At 67.5% G+C, this 14,027-nt stretch carries 12 protein-coding genes; 1 reads left to right on the top strand and 11 read right to left on the bottom strand.

Annotation, left to right across the window (positions count from 1 at the left end):
- Positions 1-48 precede the first annotated feature (48 nt).
- Entirely contained in the window at positions 49-3,219 is a 3,171-nt protein-coding gene (locus tag FG323_RS14740) for an efflux RND transporter permease subunit (protein WP_141455466.1), read from the top strand.
- A gap of 74 nt (positions 3,220-3,293) precedes the next feature.
- Here the strand turns inward: FG323_RS14740 and FG323_RS14745 are convergent, their stop codons facing one another.
- The 11 genes from FG323_RS14745 to ilvC form a co-directional block, all read right to left on the bottom strand.
- Positions 3,294-3,620, bottom strand: coding sequence for a low molecular weight protein tyrosine phosphatase family protein (locus FG323_RS14745; RefSeq protein ID WP_141455467.1), 327 nt, complete (start codon positions 3,618-3,620; stop codon positions 3,294-3,296).
- A 5-nt stretch (positions 3,621-3,625) separates the two neighbouring features.
- Complete coding sequence (locus FG323_RS14750) at positions 3,626-4,321, bottom strand: aspartate/glutamate racemase family protein (protein WP_141455468.1); 696 nt, start codon at positions 4,319-4,321, stop codon at positions 3,626-3,628.
- 66 nt (positions 4,322-4,387) lie between these two features.
- Positions 4,388-4,792, bottom strand: a complete 405-nt coding sequence (locus FG323_RS14755) for a hypothetical protein (protein ID WP_141455469.1) — start codon at positions 4,790-4,792, stop codon at positions 4,388-4,390.
- Positions 4,793-4,920: 128 nt separating this feature from the next.
- Positions 4,921-6,009, bottom strand: coding sequence for a 3-isopropylmalate dehydrogenase (gene leuB / locus FG323_RS14760; RefSeq protein WP_141455470.1), 1,089 nt, complete (start codon positions 6,007-6,009; stop codon positions 4,921-4,923).
- Positions 5,999-6,580 (bottom strand): 3-isopropylmalate dehydratase small subunit, encoded by a 582-nt coding sequence (leuD, locus tag FG323_RS14765; RefSeq protein ID WP_141455471.1) that lies wholly within the window; start codon positions 6,578-6,580, stop codon positions 5,999-6,001. Before leuD ends, leuB begins: the two co-directional genes overlap by 11 nt.
- Complete coding sequence (gene leuC / locus FG323_RS14770) at positions 6,580-8,031, bottom strand: 3-isopropylmalate dehydratase large subunit (RefSeq protein ID WP_249888789.1); 1,452 nt, start codon at positions 8,029-8,031, stop codon at positions 6,580-6,582. Before leuC ends, leuD begins: the two co-directional genes overlap by 1 nt.
- A gap of 13 nt (positions 8,032-8,044) precedes the next feature.
- Positions 8,045-9,604 carry a 2-isopropylmalate synthase gene (locus FG323_RS14775; protein ID WP_141455472.1) on the bottom strand — a complete coding sequence of 520 codons (1,560 nt, stop codon included), beginning with the start codon at positions 9,602-9,604 and terminating at the stop codon, positions 8,045-8,047.
- Positions 9,601-10,725: a threonine dehydratase gene (locus tag FG323_RS14780; protein WP_141455473.1), complete on the bottom strand. Its 1,125-nt coding sequence runs from the start codon at positions 10,723-10,725 to the stop codon at positions 9,601-9,603. The genes FG323_RS14775 and FG323_RS14780 overlap by 4 nt, the downstream gene beginning before the upstream one ends.
- 78 nt (positions 10,726-10,803) lie before the next feature.
- The gene (locus FG323_RS14785; protein ID WP_141455474.1) at positions 10,804-11,055 is read right to left on the bottom strand and encodes an ACT domain-containing protein; all 252 of its coding nucleotides are present in this window, start codon (positions 11,053-11,055) and stop codon (positions 10,804-10,806) included.
- Positions 11,039-12,763 carry an acetolactate synthase 2 catalytic subunit gene (ilvG, locus tag FG323_RS14790; protein WP_141455475.1) on the bottom strand — a complete coding sequence of 575 codons (1,725 nt, stop codon included), beginning with the start codon at positions 12,761-12,763 and terminating at the stop codon, positions 11,039-11,041. The genes FG323_RS14785 and ilvG overlap by 17 nt, the downstream gene beginning before the upstream one ends.
- Positions 12,760-13,770: a ketol-acid reductoisomerase gene (gene ilvC, locus FG323_RS14795; RefSeq protein WP_141455476.1), complete on the bottom strand. Its 1,011-nt coding sequence runs from the start codon at positions 13,768-13,770 to the stop codon at positions 12,760-12,762. The genes ilvG and ilvC overlap by 4 nt, the downstream gene beginning before the upstream one ends.
- Between the last annotated feature and the right edge of the window lie 257 nt (positions 13,771-14,027).

The raw sequence follows: 14,027 nt of genomic DNA on the forward strand, positions 1-14,027 counted from the left end.
AGCGACGATCAGGATGGGGCTCGCGTCCGCTGAAGGGAGTCGCTGACCATGCGCCGCTTCAATGTCTCCGAGTGGGCGCTGACCAACCGCTCGCTGGTGCTGTTCGCGATGATCGTGCTTGCGCTGATCGGTACCTGGTCATACCGGCACCTGGGCCAATCCGAGGATCCGCCGTTCACCTTCAAGGCGATGGTCGTGCGCACGGTATGGCCCGGCGCGACCGCCGACGAAGTGTCCAAGCAGGTCACCGAGCGCATCGAGAAGGCGCTGATGACCACCGGCAAGTACGAGTTCATCCGCTCGTATTCGCGCGCCGGCGAGTCGCAGGTCATCTTCATGGCCCGGGATTCGCTCAAGTCCAAGGACATTCCCGAACTCTGGTACCAGATCCGCAAGAAGGTCGGCGACGTCCGCTACACCCTGCCCGAAGGCGTGGTGGGGCCGTTCTTCAACGACGAGTTCGGTGACACCTTCGGCAATATCTATGCGCTGACCGGACCGGGCTTCGACTATGCGGTGATGAAGGACTACGCGGACCGCATCCAGTTGGAACTGCAACGCGTATCCGACGTGGGCAAGGTGGAACTGGTCGGACTGCAGGACGAGAAGGTCTGGATTGAACTCTCCAACACCAAGCTGGCGACGCTGGGCATTCCGCTGACGGCGGTGCAACAGGCGGTGGATGAGCAGAACGCGATGACCTCGGCCGGTTTCTTCGAGACGCCAAGCGACCGGGTGCAACTGCGGGTCAGCGGGGAATTCAGCTCGGTCGAGGAGATCCGCGAATTCCCGATCCATGCCGGCGGCCGCACGGTCCGGCTGGGTGACATCGCCGAGGTGCGCCGCGGCTTCGCGGATCCGTCCGCACCGAAGATGCGCTTCATGGGCGAGGACGCCATCGGCATCGCGGTGGCGATGAAGGACGGTGGCGACATCCTCAAGCTGGGCGACACCCTGGAGCACGAATTCCAGCGCCTGCAGAAATCCCTCCCGGTTGGCATGCAGTTGCGCAAGGTATCCGACCAGCCGCATGCGGTGGAGGAATCGGTCGGCGAGTTCGTGCGGGTGCTGACCGAGGCGGTGATCATCGTGCTGGTGGTCAGCTTCTTCTCGTTGGGCCTGCGTACCGGCCTGGTGGTGGCGGTCTCGATTCCGCTGGTGCTGGCGATGACCTTCGCGGTGATGCATTACTTCGGCATCGGCCTGCACAAGATCTCGCTGGGCGCGCTGGTGCTGGCGCTGGGCCTGCTGGTGGACGACGCGATCATCGCGGTGGAGATGATGGCCATCAAGATGGAGCAGGGTTACGACCGCTTGAAGGCCGCGAGTTTCGCCTACGAGTCGACCGCATTCCCGATGCTGACGGGTACGCTGGTCACCGCCGCCGGCTTCCTGCCGATTGCCACCGCCGCGTCGAGCACCGGCGAATACACACGCTCGCTGTTCCAGGTGGTGACGATCGCCCTGGTGGTGTCGTGGATCGCGGCGGTGCTGTTCATTCCCTATCTTGGCGACAAGATGCTGCCGGACCTGGATCAGCCGCGGCCGCCGAAGCCGGGGTCGCTGGCCGCGCGCTGGCATGGCCTGCGCGCGCGCCTGGCCGATCGCCATCCGGCACTGGCCGGCTGGCTGGAACCCGCGCCGCATGACGCCCACGATCACGATCCCTACCAGCGGCCGTTCTACCAGAAGTTCCGCAAGCTGCTGGATGCCTGCCTGCGCCATCGCTGGCTGGTGATCGGCGTGACCGTGCTGGCGTTCGTGCTGTCGATCGTCATGTTCCGCTTCATTCCGCAGCAGTTCTTCCCCGACTCGGTGCGCCCGGAACTGATGGTGGATCTCGAACTGGCCGAAGGCAGCTCGCTCAAGTCCACCGACGCGCAGGCGCGCCAGCTGGAGAAGCTGCTGGCCAGGCGCGAAGGCATCCAGAACTACGTGGCCTACATCGGCACCGGCTCGCCGCGTTTCTACCTGCCGCTGGACCAGCAATTGCCGCAGGCCAATTTCTCGCAGTTCGTGGTACTGGCCGACGACACCGAGGCGCGCGAGTCCACCCGCAAGTGGCTGATCGAGGAGGTCGCGCCGAAGTTCCCGCAATTGCAGTTCCGGGTGACCCGGCTGGAGAACGGACCGCCGGTGGGCTATCCGATCCAGTTCCGCGTGTCGGGCGAGCACATCGACCGGGTGCAGGCGCTCGCGCGCCAGGTGGCCGAAAAGGTGCGCGCGAATCCTAATGTCGCCAACGTCAACCTCGACTGGGATGAACCCAGCAAGATCGTGCGCCTGGTGATCGACCAGGATCGCGCCCGCGCGCTCGGCGTCAGTACCGCGCAGGTATCGCACTTCCTGACCAGTTCGCTGTCGGGCCTGCACGTGAGCACCTATCGCGAGGGCAACGAGCTGATCGAGATCCTGCTGCGTGGTCCGGAGCAGGAACGCGCGCGCATGGATCTCGTGGGCAGCCTGGCGGTGCCGACCAGCAATGGCGGCAGCGTGCCGCTTTCGCAGATCGCCAACCTGGAATACGCGTTCGAGGACGGCATCATCTGGCATCGCAATCGGTTGCCGACGGTGACCGTGCGTGCGGATCTCAATACCGATGATCTGACCCCGCCGACCGTGGTGGGGCAGATCCAGCCGACCCTGGAAGACATCCGCAAGGCGTTGCCGGAAGGCTACCTGCTGGAAACCGGCGGCACCGTCGAGGATTCCGCGCGCGGGCAGAACTCGATCAACGCCGGCATGCCGCTGTTCCTGCTGGTGGTGGCGACCTTGCTGATGCTGCAACTACGCAGCTTCCCGCGGATGGCACTGGTGGCGCTGACCGCGCCGCTGGGACTGATCGGCGTGACCCTCGCGCTGCTGATCTTCCGGGTGCCGTTCGGTTTCGTCGCCATGCTCGGCACCATCGCCCTGGCGGGCATGATCATGCGCAACTCGGTGATCCTGGTGGATCAGATCCAGCAGGACATCGATGCCGGACACGATCGCTGGCACGCGATCATCGATGCCACCGTGCGCCGGTTCCGGCCCATCGTGCTGACCGCGCTGGCGGCGGTGCTGGCGATGATCCCGCTGTCGCGCAGTGCGTTCTTCGGGCCGATGGCGGTGGCGATCATGGGTGGCCTGACCGTGGCGACCCTATTGACCCTGCTGTTCCTGCCGGCGCTGTATGCGGCGTGGTTCAAGGTGAAGCCGGAGGAAGGCAACGCGGGCTGACACGTGACGGGCCCGGCCCAACCCGCGCTGGCGTGACCGGAGCGCGCATCGCGGAGGCCAGTCGAAGCCCCACCTTATGGAAGGTGGGGCGGGACCTTCATGCGCAGCAGGCGGATCAGCATTGGATCCATGTAGTCGTACTCATCCGGGATGTCGAGGCAGACGATACGTTGCCGGCCCAGGTGGGCGCGAAAGCGTGACGACAGCTTGTTGCGGTGCGCACGCTCCATGACGAACACCAGGTCGGCCCACTTCAGAAGCTCGGGTGTAAGTGGATTCTCCGCATCGTTGTTCAGGCCGGCGGAAGCGGCCTCCACACCGGGCCAATCCGCAAAGACCTGTTCCGCCGTGGGGCTGCGCAGCCGGTTCTGGCTGCAGATGAAGAGCACCTTGCGCATCACTGACCCTAGCCTTCGAGCGCGTGGTCGGCCGCGGCACGGGCATGCAGCGTGGTGGTGTCGAACAGTGGCACCCGTGAATCCCCTGGCCCCACCAGCAGCGAGATTTCCGTGCAACCCAGGATCACCGCTTCCGCGCCACGGGTGATCAGGCGATCGATGACGCCGCGATAGATCCCGCGTGATCCTTCGTCGACGATGCCCTGGCAGAGTTCCTCGTAGATGATGCGATGGACCTCGAGGCGGTCTCCGGCGTCGGGGATAAGCACGTCCAGGCCATGATCGCCTTGCAGGCGTTCGCGATAGAAATCCTCTTCCATGGTGAACCGCGTGCCCAGCAGGCCGACGCGCCTGAATCCCGCTGCCGTGACGGCGATCGCGGTGGGATCGGCGATGTGCAGCAGCGGCAGCCCGGTCGCGGCTTCCATCACCGGCGCGACTTTGTGCATCGTGTTGGTGCAGATCACGAGGAAATCGGCGCCGGCCGATTGCAGGCGCCGTGCGGCATCGGCCAGCAACGCCCCCGCGTGCTCCCACTCGCCGGCGTGCTGGAGCTGTTCGATGTCGTGGAAGTCCACGCTGTAAAGCAGGATGCGCGCCGAATGCAGGCCGCCGAGGCGTTCCTGCACGCGCTGGTTGATAAGGCGGTAATAGGGCACGGTGGATTCCCAGCTCATGCCGCCCAGCATTCCGATGGTCTTCATGCCGGCATTGTAGGAGCAAGGACAGGTGGATGAGGCGTGCGGGAGACAGGTGGGAACGGATGCCAGTCAGGCGTCCGATGGAGAAGTTTCGTCGCGAGCCCGTGCTTCGCCGGCCGGTTCCGGATCGGACTGTAGAACCAGTTGTGCCAGCAATGCCATCCAGACCGGGATCACGAACCAGCCCCGCCAGACATCTTCGAGCCCGCTCTTCGGGAATCCATGCTTCGCCACCAGGTAGAACCCGCCGAAGAACAGCAGGACGAAGATCGGAACCAGGCGCGGTTGCATGAGGCCCATGAGCCCGGAGTCGTTGGGGTCGGCCGTTTCCGCGGACGAGTTGAGCAGGAAGACCAGGGCCAGCGGAAGGACGCCTTCCAGCACCGGCCATCCCGCCAGCGAGCCGACGCCCCACAGCGTGATCAGCGAGGCGGAGATCACCAGTCTCAATCGATGCTTCGTGCCGGGCGTCATGTCCGCGTCCTCTGCATGGCGAGGCGGACTATGGCCGGATCAGGTCTCAACCACAAGCAGTTGGCGGACGGCTGGCAAGACGGGCAAAAAAAAGGCGGGCCGAAGCCCGCCTGTCAGAGAGAGCAGACTCAGTCCCTGAGTTCGGCGACGTAGCAGTGCTCGTTCAACTGTTCGATCACCGCCTGGGCGGCAGCCTGGGTGGAGACGCCGCGACCGCCTGCGGCCAGATCGTTGGTGAACACCTGCGCGTTGAGGGCACCATCGACCGCGCGCTCGATGCAATCGGCCTCTTCGTCCAGGCCCAGTGAGTGGCGCAGCAGCATCGCGCAGCTCAGGATGGCGGCGTACGGGTTGGCGATGCCCTTGCCGGCGATGTCCGGTGCCGAGCCGTGAATCGGTTCATACAGGCCGACCCGGCCGTCGCCCAGCGAGGCCGAGGGCAACAGGCCCAGCGATCCGGCCAGCATCGAGGCTTCGTCGGTCAGGATGTCGCCGAACATGTTTTCGGTGACGATCACGTCGTACTCGCGTGGCCGCGACAGCAGGTGCATGGCCATCGCGTCGACCAGCACGTGCTCCAGTTTCACGTCGGCGAATTCCTCGCGACCGATGCGCGCGGTGACGTCGCGCCACAGGCGCGAGGTCTCCAGCACGTTGGCCTTGTCCACCGACACCAGGTAGCCGCGACGCTGGCGTGCCAGGCGGAACGCGCTGCGCACCACCCGCTCGATTTCGGTGACGCTGTAGCTGCACAGATCGCTGGCGCCGCGTTCGTCGCGGGTCTTGTCGCCGAAGTAGATGCCGCCGGTCAGTTCGCGCACCACCATGATGTCCACCCCGGTCAGCAGGTGCGGCTTGATCGGCGAGGCGTTCAGCGCCGCCGGGTGCGGGCGGACCGGTCGCAGGTTGGCGAACAGGCCCAGGCCCCTGCGCAGTGCCAGCAGGCCCTGCTCGGGACGGATCTTCGCGTTCGGGTCGGACCATTTCGGTCCGCCCACCGCACCCAGCAGCACCGCGTCGGCCTGCTGGCAGGCGCGCAGGGTGGCGGCCGGCAGCGGATCGCCATGACGATCGATGGCGATGCCGCCGATGTCGTGTTCGGTGAAAGTGAAGTCGTGGCCGTGGCGGCGGGCCACGGTACGCAGGACGGAGACGGCGGCGGCGGTGACTTCCGGACCGATGCCGTCGCCGGGCAGGACGGCGATTTCAGCGCGCATGGCGGGTTTCCTCGTAGTGTTCGATATCGGCCTGGCGGGCCAGCAGATAGCCCATTTCGTCGACGCCTTCGAGCAGGCAGGTCTGGGCGAAGGCATCCAGCGGGAAGGGGTAGACGCGGCCGTCGGGCGTGCGCAGTTCGCGCGCGGCCACGTCGATGACCAGTTCGTCATCGGGGCGTTCCATCAGCGCCTGCACGTCGTCCTCGGCCAGCACCACCGGCAACAGGCCGTTCTTCAGGCTGTTGTTGCGGAAGATGTCAGCAATCTCGCTGCTGACGATCGCGCGCAGGCCCAGGTCGGTCAGCGCCCACGGCGCGTGTTCGCGCGAGGAGCCGCAGCCGAAGTTCCGGCCGGCCAGCAGTACGGCGCGGCCGGCGTTTTCCGGCTGGTTGAACGGGAATTCCGGATTGGGCGTGCCGTCGGCCTGCCAGCGCCAGTCGTTGAACGCATTGCGGCCCAGGCCGGCGCGTTCGGTGGTGGACAGGAACCGGGCCGGGATGATCTGGTCGGTGTCGATGTTGGTCTGGCGCAGCACGACGCTCTGCGAACGCAGTTCACGGAAACCGCTCATCAGGCCACCTCCTTGCGCGCAGCGAACAGTTCGCGGGGATCGCTGACCCTTCCGTTCACCGCCGCCCATGCCGCGGTCAGCGGCGAGGCCAGCAGGGTGCGCGAGCCGGGGCCCTGGCGGCCTTCGAAATTGCGGTTGCTGGTGCTGACCGCCAACTGGCCGGGCGCGACCAGATCACCGTTCATGGCGATGCACATCGAGCAGCCCGGTTCGCGCCATTCAGCGCCGGCGGCGCGCACGATGGCGTCGATGCCCTCGGCCTCGGCCTGGCGCTTGACCTGCTCCGAGCCCGGCACCACCAGCATGCGCACGCGCGGGTCGATACTGCGACCGCGCAGCACCGAGGCGACCTCGCGCATGTCGCTCAGGCGGCCGTTGGTGCAGGAGCCGACGAACACCACGTCCACCGGCGTACCCGCCAGCGCATGGCCGGCCTCGAACGCCATGTAGTCCAGCGCCTTGCGCGCGGCGGCGTCGTTGGCGGCGGGAATCGGCGCATCGATCGCGATCGCGGTGCCGGGGTGCGTGCCCCAGGTCAGGGTCGGGCGGATGTCGGCGGCGTCGATGCGCACCTCCACGTCATGGCGCGCGCCCTCGTCGCTGCGCAGCGACGCCCAGTCACGTTTCGACTGCTCGAAGTCGGCGCCCTTGGGCGCGCGCGGCGCCTGCGCCAGCCAGGCGAAGGTAACCTCGTCCGGTGCGACCATGCCGGCCCGCGCGCCGGCTTCGATCGACATGTTGCACAGGGTCATGCGCTGCTCCATGTCCATCGCGCGGATGGTGGAACCGCGATACTCGATGACATGGCCGGTGCCGCCGTTGACGCCGATCACGCCGATGATGTGCAGGATGACGTCCTTGGCGCCGACACCCGGCGCCAGTTCGCCTTCCACTGTAATCGCCATGGACTTCGGCTTGCGCTGCAGCAGGCACTGGGTGGCCAGCACGTGGCCGACTTCGCTGGTGCCGATGCCGAACGCCAGCGCGCCGAACGCGCCGTGGGTGGAGGTGTGGCTGTCGCCGCACACGATGGTCATGCCGGGCTGGGTGAAACCCAGTTCCGGCGCGATGACGTGGACGATGCCGCGCTGGTCCGAACCCATGTCGAACAGCTCGATGCCATGCTCGGCGCAGTTGCGCGCCAGCGTCTGGACCTGGGTTTCGGCGGCGGCCGTGTAGTAGGGCAGCCTGCCGTCCGCGCCGGCGGGCAGGGTGGGGGTGGAGTGATCCATGGTCGCCTTGGTGCGATCCGGGCGGCGCGGCTTCAGGCCGCGCGATTTCAGCTCGGTGAAGGCCTGTGGCGAGGTGACTTCGTGGATCAGGTGCAGATCGATGTACAGCACGGCGGGCGCGGCGTCGCTTTCGGGGCTGACGACGTGCGCGTCCCAGAGTTTGTCGAACAGGGTGCGGGGTGGTGGGGTGGTCATGGTCTGAGTGTCGGGTGAATTCATGTCGCGATCGGCCTTATGCGGCCGCCACTTCCTGGTTGGCAACGCGGCGATGGCGCAGCAGGCGGTTGGCCACGTCCAGCCACGCCAGCGCGGAGGCCTCGATGATGTCCTTGCTGGTGCCGGTGCCTTCGTATTCCTCGCCTTCGCAGCGCACCGACAGGCTGGCCTCGCCGCGCGCGTCGGCGCCGATGCCGACGCTGTGCACCTGGTAGCTCTCCAGTTGCAGCTGCACGCCGGTGGCGGCCGACAGCGCGCCGAACAGGGCGTCCACCGGACCATTGCCCTGTGCGGTCTCGGCGACGCGGTTGCCGTCCGGATCCGACAGCTCGACCAGGGCGTTGGCGCGGCTGCCGACATCGCTGATGGTCATCGAGGCCAGGCGATAGCCATCGCTGACCGCGGCGTCCTGCATGAGCGCCTGCAGGTCGGCGTCGCCGACGACGCGCTGCTTTTCGCACAGCGCCTTGAACTGTTCGAACACCAGCTTCAGCTCGTCCTCGTCCAGCCAGTAGCCCAATGCGCGCAGGCGCTGTTCGACCGCGGCGCGGCCGCTGTGGCGGCCCAGCACCATCTGCGAGGACGGCCAGCCCACATCCTGCGGTTGCATGATTTCGTAGGTGCCGCGATGGCGCAGCATGCCGTGCTGGTGGATGCCGGACTCGTGGGCGAAGGCGTTGGCGCCGACGATCGCCTTGTTGCGCTGGACCGGCATGCCGACCAGTCGCGACAGCAACTGCGAGGTCGGCACGATGCGGCGGGTGTCCACGCCGGTGTCCAGGTTGTAGAAAGCATTGCGGACCTTCAGCGCCATCACGATTTCCTCGATGGCGCAGTTGCCGGCACGCTCGCCGATGCCATTGATGGAACCCTCCACCTGGCGCGCGCCGCCCTCGATGGCGGCCAGCGAGTTGGCCACGGCCAGGCCCAGGTCGTTGTGGCAGTGGGTGCTGAACACCACCTTGTCCGCGCCGGGCACCTGCGCGATCACGCGCTGGAACATGCCGCGGATTTCCTCCGGGGTGGTGAAGCCGACCGTATCGGGCAGATTGATGGTGCGGGCGCCGGCGGCGATCGCGGCGGCGACTACCTCGTGGAGGAAATCCTCCTCGGTGCGGGTGGCGTCCTCGGCGGAGAACTCGACGTCGTCGATATGCGCGCGCGCCATGCTGACGTGCTTGTGGACCGACTCCAGGACCTGCTCGCGGCTCATGCGCAGCTTGTGCTCGCGGTGCAGCGGGCTGGTCGACAGGAACAGGTGCAGGCGCGGCCGGGCGGCGGCGGTGACCGTGCGCAGCGAGGTTTCGATGTCGGCGGGCAGGCAGCGCGACAGCACCGCCAGGGTGGTGTCGCGCAGTTCGCGCGCGATCAGCGCGTGCGCCTCGCGATCCGATTGCGAGCTGGCGGGGAAGCCGGTTTCGATGATGTCCACGCCCAGATCGGCCAGTCCGCGCGCCATCACCAGCTTCTGCTGCGGGGTCATGCTGCAGCCGGGCGATTGCTCGCCGTCGCGCAGGGTGGTATCGAAGATGCGGACGTGGTCGGACGGATTGGATTCGGAAGTGTTCGTGTTCACCAGCTGGATTCCTCTGCGACGGCGGCAGTGCGGCGCGAACGGGATACGGGCGGCACTGCGATGGAACGGGGTATGGTCGGATTGCGCGGCGGGGTGCCGGCAAGCGAAGGGTCGCCTTCACGGTTGCGCCGGCGCGGTTTGCGCGGCGGGCGCGGACGTACCTCGGAGAGCAGCCGGGCCAGGACCGTGGCATCGATGTTCCCGCCGGACACCACCGCGCATTTGCGCTTGCCGGCCACGCGCCGGCCGGCGGCCAGCGCCAGCGCGCCGGCGCCTTCGGCGATGACGTGTTCCTCCAGTGCCAGCCGGACCAGGGTTTCGCGCAGTTCGGCCTCGCGCACGATGACCACGTCGTCCAGCAGGTTCGCGCACAGGCGACGGGTGATGAAACCGGGAATCTTGACCCGTACGCCGTCGGCCAGCGAAGCGGCCGGATCGCGCGCGGCGGTGTCGCCGCGGATGGCACGCGCCATCGAGTCCACGCCTTCCACCTGCGCGCCGATCACGCGGATGCCCTGGGACTTCAGCGCCAGGGCGACGCCCGAGGCCAGACCGCCGCCGCCGATCGGGACAATGACCACGTCCGGCGTGTGCGGTGCGATCTCTATGCCGACCGTGCCCTGTCCGGCGATCACGTCCGGGTCGTCGAACGCGGACAGGAAGCGGTAGCCGTTCTGTTCGGCCAGTTCGCGGGCGAAGGCAAAGGCTTCGTCGTAGCTGGCGCCGTGCTGGCGCACGGTCGCGCCCCAGTGGGCGACACCGGCGATCTTGGTTTCCGGCGCACCATGCGGCATCACCGTGATGGCCTGTACGCCCAGCCGGTAGGCGGCCCAGGCCACGCCCTGCGCGTGGTTGCCGGCGGAAGCGCAGATGACCGGGCGGCCGTCGCCGCGCTCGCGCGCGGCCAGCAGGGCGTTCAATGCGCCACGCACCTTGTAGGAACCGGTGCGCTGCAGGTTTTCCAGTTTCAGCATCACGCCGAAGCGTTCGGCATGATGCAACGGCGTCGGCGGCAGGTAGCGGCGCAGGCGCGCCTGCGCGGCCAGCACGTCGGCCACGCTGACCCGGACGTCACCGACGTCCGGGTCTTCGCTGCTGGCGGCGCGGCCGGCATCAGGCATCGCGGCACGCGAACGGCTGATGTTGAAGAAGACGCCTCCGGACGTGGGTGCCGACGGCGTGGACGGACAACGTGTTCATCACGCGGCCTCCCCGGAATCGACGGCGGTGATCTCGACCGATTCGCAGTCGTAGATCTTCTGCATCTGCAGGCGCAGGGTTTCGGGCGGGCGCTGGCCGTCGACGACCAGCTGCACGCGCCAGCGTCCGTCGGACGGGGCGGGTTCGCCGCTGATCGCGCGCGGCGCGAAGCCGCGTCGCTCGGCCATGCCGATCACGCGCGTCAGCGCGCCCTCGGCGGGTTTCAGCACCAGGTCAAGCCGGTATCGCATGGGAGGAGGGCTCCGGACTCTGCTTGGCGGGATTGCCGTCCAGCATCGAGCTGTTGGCATGGTTGGGCGGCACCAGCGGCCAGACATTGGCCTTGATGTCGATGGCGACGTGCAGCAGCGCGGGACCGGGCTGGGCCAGCAGTTCGGCCAATGCGTCGTCGACCTGGTTGCGCAGTTCGATGCGGCGGGCGGGAATGCCGAACACCTGTGCCAGCGCGGCGAAGTCCGGGTTGTCGGACAGGTCGATCTCGCTGTAGCGCTCGGCGAAGAACAGTTCCTGCCATTGCCGGACCATGCCCAGCGCGCTGTTGTCCAGCAGCACGATCTTCACCGGCAGCTTGCAGCGGGCGATGGTGGCCAGCTCCTGCACGTTCATCATGAAGCTGCCGTCGCCACTGACCAGCACGACGGTGCGATCCGGGCAGGCGAACTGCGCGCCCATCGCCGCCGGCAGGCCGAACCCCATCGTGCCCAGCGCGCCGCTGGTCAGGTGGTTGCGCGGGTGGCCGAACTTGCAGTGCTGGGCCACCCACATCTGGTGCTGGCCGACGTCGCAGGCGACGATGGTGTCGGCGGGCGCCACTTCGGTCAGCCGCTTCAGCAGGGCCGGCGCGTAGATGTCGCTGCCCGGTGCGTCATAGCGGAAGCCATGCCGCTCGCGGTTGCCGGCGCAGCGCTTGCGCCACTCCTCGCAGGTGCTGCGTGCCGCGCCCAGGGCCCGCAGGCCGGTGGCGACGTCGCCCGGAATGGCGATGTCTGCATCGCGCAGCTTGGAGATTTCATAGGCGTCGGCGTCCAGGTGCACGACCCGTGCGAACGGCGCGAACTCGGCCAGCTTGCCGGTGGCGCGATCATCGAAGCGCGCGCCGACGACCACCAGCAGATCCGCTTCCTGCACCGCCATGTTGGCGGCGCGGGTACCGTGCATGCCCAGCATGCCCAGGAACTGCGGGTGGTTGCCGGGCAGTGCGCCCAGGGCGCGCAGGGTCAACACGGTCGGGATGCGGGTGGCCTCGACGAACTGGCGGAACGCATCCACCGCGTCGGCCAGGGCGATGCCGCCGCCGCCATAGATCACCGGCTTCTCGGCGCCGGCGATCGCCGCCAGCGCTTCGGCCAGCCGCGCGTCCGCCGGGGCTGGCACCGGATCGACCGCGGCCGGGACGTGATCGGGCAGATGCGAGGCATCGGCCATCTGCACGTCCTTGGGCAGATCGATCAGTACCGGTCCCGGACGGCCTTCGCGCGCGATGCGGAAGGCTTCGCGCACCATCTCCGGCAGATCCTCGACGCGTCGTGCCAGGAAGCTGTGCTTGACGATCGGCATGGTCAGGCCGAACACGTCCAGTTCCTGGAACGCATCCGTGCCCATCAGCGGGGTGGCGACCTGCCCGGTCAGGCAGACCATCGGCACCGAATCCAGCATCGCATCGGCGATGCCGGTGACCAGGTTGGACGCGCCGGGGCCGGAGGTGGCCACGCACACGCCCACCTTGCCACTGGCGCGGGCGTAGCCGTTGGCGGCCAGCGCCGCGCCCTGCTCATGGCGCACCAGGATGTGCTTGAGCGAAGAGTCCACCAGCGCGTCGTAGAACGGCATGATGGTGCCGCCCGGATAGCCGAACAGCGTGTCCACGCCTTCGGCCTCCAGGGCCAGGGTCAACCAGCGGGCGCCATTGCGCGGGGCAGCGGCAGCGTCGGCGTTCATGCGGCGGCGGCCTGTTCTGTATCGGGTTGGGAGGCGTTGGCCTGCAGCCACACCATCTTGGCGCGCAGCTGCTTGCCGACGACTTCGATCGGATGCTCCAGATCGGCCTGCTTGTACTTCTTGTAGTTCGGCAGGCCGGCTTCGTACTCGGCGATCCAGTTCTTGGTGAAAGTGCCGTCCTGGATGTCCTTCAGGACATCCTTCATGCGTGCCTTGGTGCCGGCATCGATCACGCGCGGGCCGCTGACGTAGTCGCCGTACTGGGCGGTCTCGGAGACGAATTCCAGCATGCGGGTGATGCCGCCTTCGTAGAACAGGTCGACGATCAGCTTCAGCTCGTGCAGGACTTCGTAGTAGGCGATTTCCGGCTGGTAGCCGGCTTCCACCAGGGTCTCGAAGCCGGCCTGCACCAGCGAGGAGGCGCCGCCGCACAGCACGGCCTGCTCGCCGAACAGATCGGTTTCGGTCTCTTCCTTGAAGCTGGTCTTGATGATGTTGGCGCGGGCGCCGCCCAGGCCGGCGGCGTAGGCCAGCGCCAGCGCCTCGGCCTGGCCGCTCTTGTCCTGGTAGACGGCATAGATGCAGGGCACGCCACGGCCGATTTCGTACTCGCGGCGGACCAGCGCGCCCGGGCCCTTGGGTGCGACCAGCACCACGTCCAGATCCTCGCGCGGGCTGATCAGGCCGTAGTGGACGTTGAGGCCGTGGGCGAACAGCAGGCAGGCGCCAGGCTTCATGTTCGGCGCCAGCACCTCGTTGTAGAGCTGCTTCTGGACCATGTCCGGGGTCAGCACGGCGACCAGGTCGGCGTCCTTCACGGCCTCGGCCGGCGACTTGACCAGGAAACCGTCGGCCTGGGCCTTGGCCTCGGTGGGACCGCCCGGGCGCAGGCCCACGGTGACGTCGAAACCGGATTCGCGCAGGTTCAGCGCGTGCGCGCGGCCCTGGCTGCCGTAGCCGACGACGGCGATCTTGGGTTGCGGGGCGGAGGAGGCGGCGGTGGTCATTTTCGGGGTTCCTGGGTTGGGAAGGGCAGGGTGGGTTGGAAACTGCGGCAACAAAAAACCCCGCACTTCTCAGTGCGGGGTTTTTGCGAATCTGGCGTTGTTTTCTGCTTACACGCCGGTTCGTCCCGCACCTGTTGGCGAGGTAATAAGGACGACGACGAGAATGGAGGCCGCGCTGGGCGCGGTCCGCAGGTCGTGGGTCGGGGGCGTGTGGCGATGCAACATGCGGCAAGGGAAACATGCCCGTTCGAGCCTTG

This window comes from Pseudoxanthomonas sp. z9 (genome assembly GCF_006542425.1).
In the GTDB taxonomy this organism is placed as follows: Bacteria; Pseudomonadota; Gammaproteobacteria; order Xanthomonadales; family Xanthomonadaceae; genus Pseudoxanthomonas_A.

What these genes read in the sequence shown, in the direction of transcription:
- FG323_RS14740 (WP_141455466.1), top strand. Translation starts at nt 49, where the DNA reads ATGCGCCGCTTCAATGTCTCCGAGTGGGCGCTGACCAACCGCTCGCTG.
- FG323_RS14750 (WP_141455468.1), bottom strand. Translation starts at nt 4,321, where the DNA reads ATGAAGACCATCGGAATGCTGGGCGGCATGAGCTGGGAATCCACCGTG.
- FG323_RS14755 (WP_141455469.1), bottom strand. Translation starts at nt 4,792, where the DNA reads ATGACGCCCGGCACGAAGCATCGATTGAGACTGGTGATCTCCGCCTCG.
- leuB (WP_141455470.1), bottom strand. Translation starts at nt 6,009, where the DNA reads ATGCGCGCTGAAATCGCCGTCCTGCCCGGCGACGGCATCGGTCCGGAA.
- leuD (WP_141455471.1), bottom strand. Translation starts at nt 6,580, where the DNA reads ATGAGCGGTTTCCGTGAACTGCGTTCGCAGAGCGTCGTGCTGCGCCAG.
- leuC (WP_249888789.1), bottom strand. Translation starts at nt 8,031, where the DNA reads ATGAATTCACCCGACACTCAGACCATGACCACCCCACCACCCCGCACC.
- FG323_RS14780 (WP_141455473.1), bottom strand. Translation starts at nt 10,725, where the DNA reads ATGCCTGATGCCGGCCGCGCCGCCAGCAGCGAAGACCCGGACGTCGGT.
- FG323_RS14785 (WP_141455474.1), bottom strand. Translation starts at nt 11,055, where the DNA reads ATGCGATACCGGCTTGACCTGGTGCTGAAACCCGCCGAGGGCGCGCTG.
- ilvG (WP_141455475.1), bottom strand. Translation starts at nt 12,763, where the DNA reads ATGAACGCCGACGCTGCCGCTGCCCCGCGCAATGGCGCCCGCTGGTTG.
- ilvC (WP_141455476.1), bottom strand. Translation starts at nt 13,770, where the DNA reads ATGACCACCGCCGCCTCCTCCGCCCCGCAACCCAAGATCGCCGTCGTC.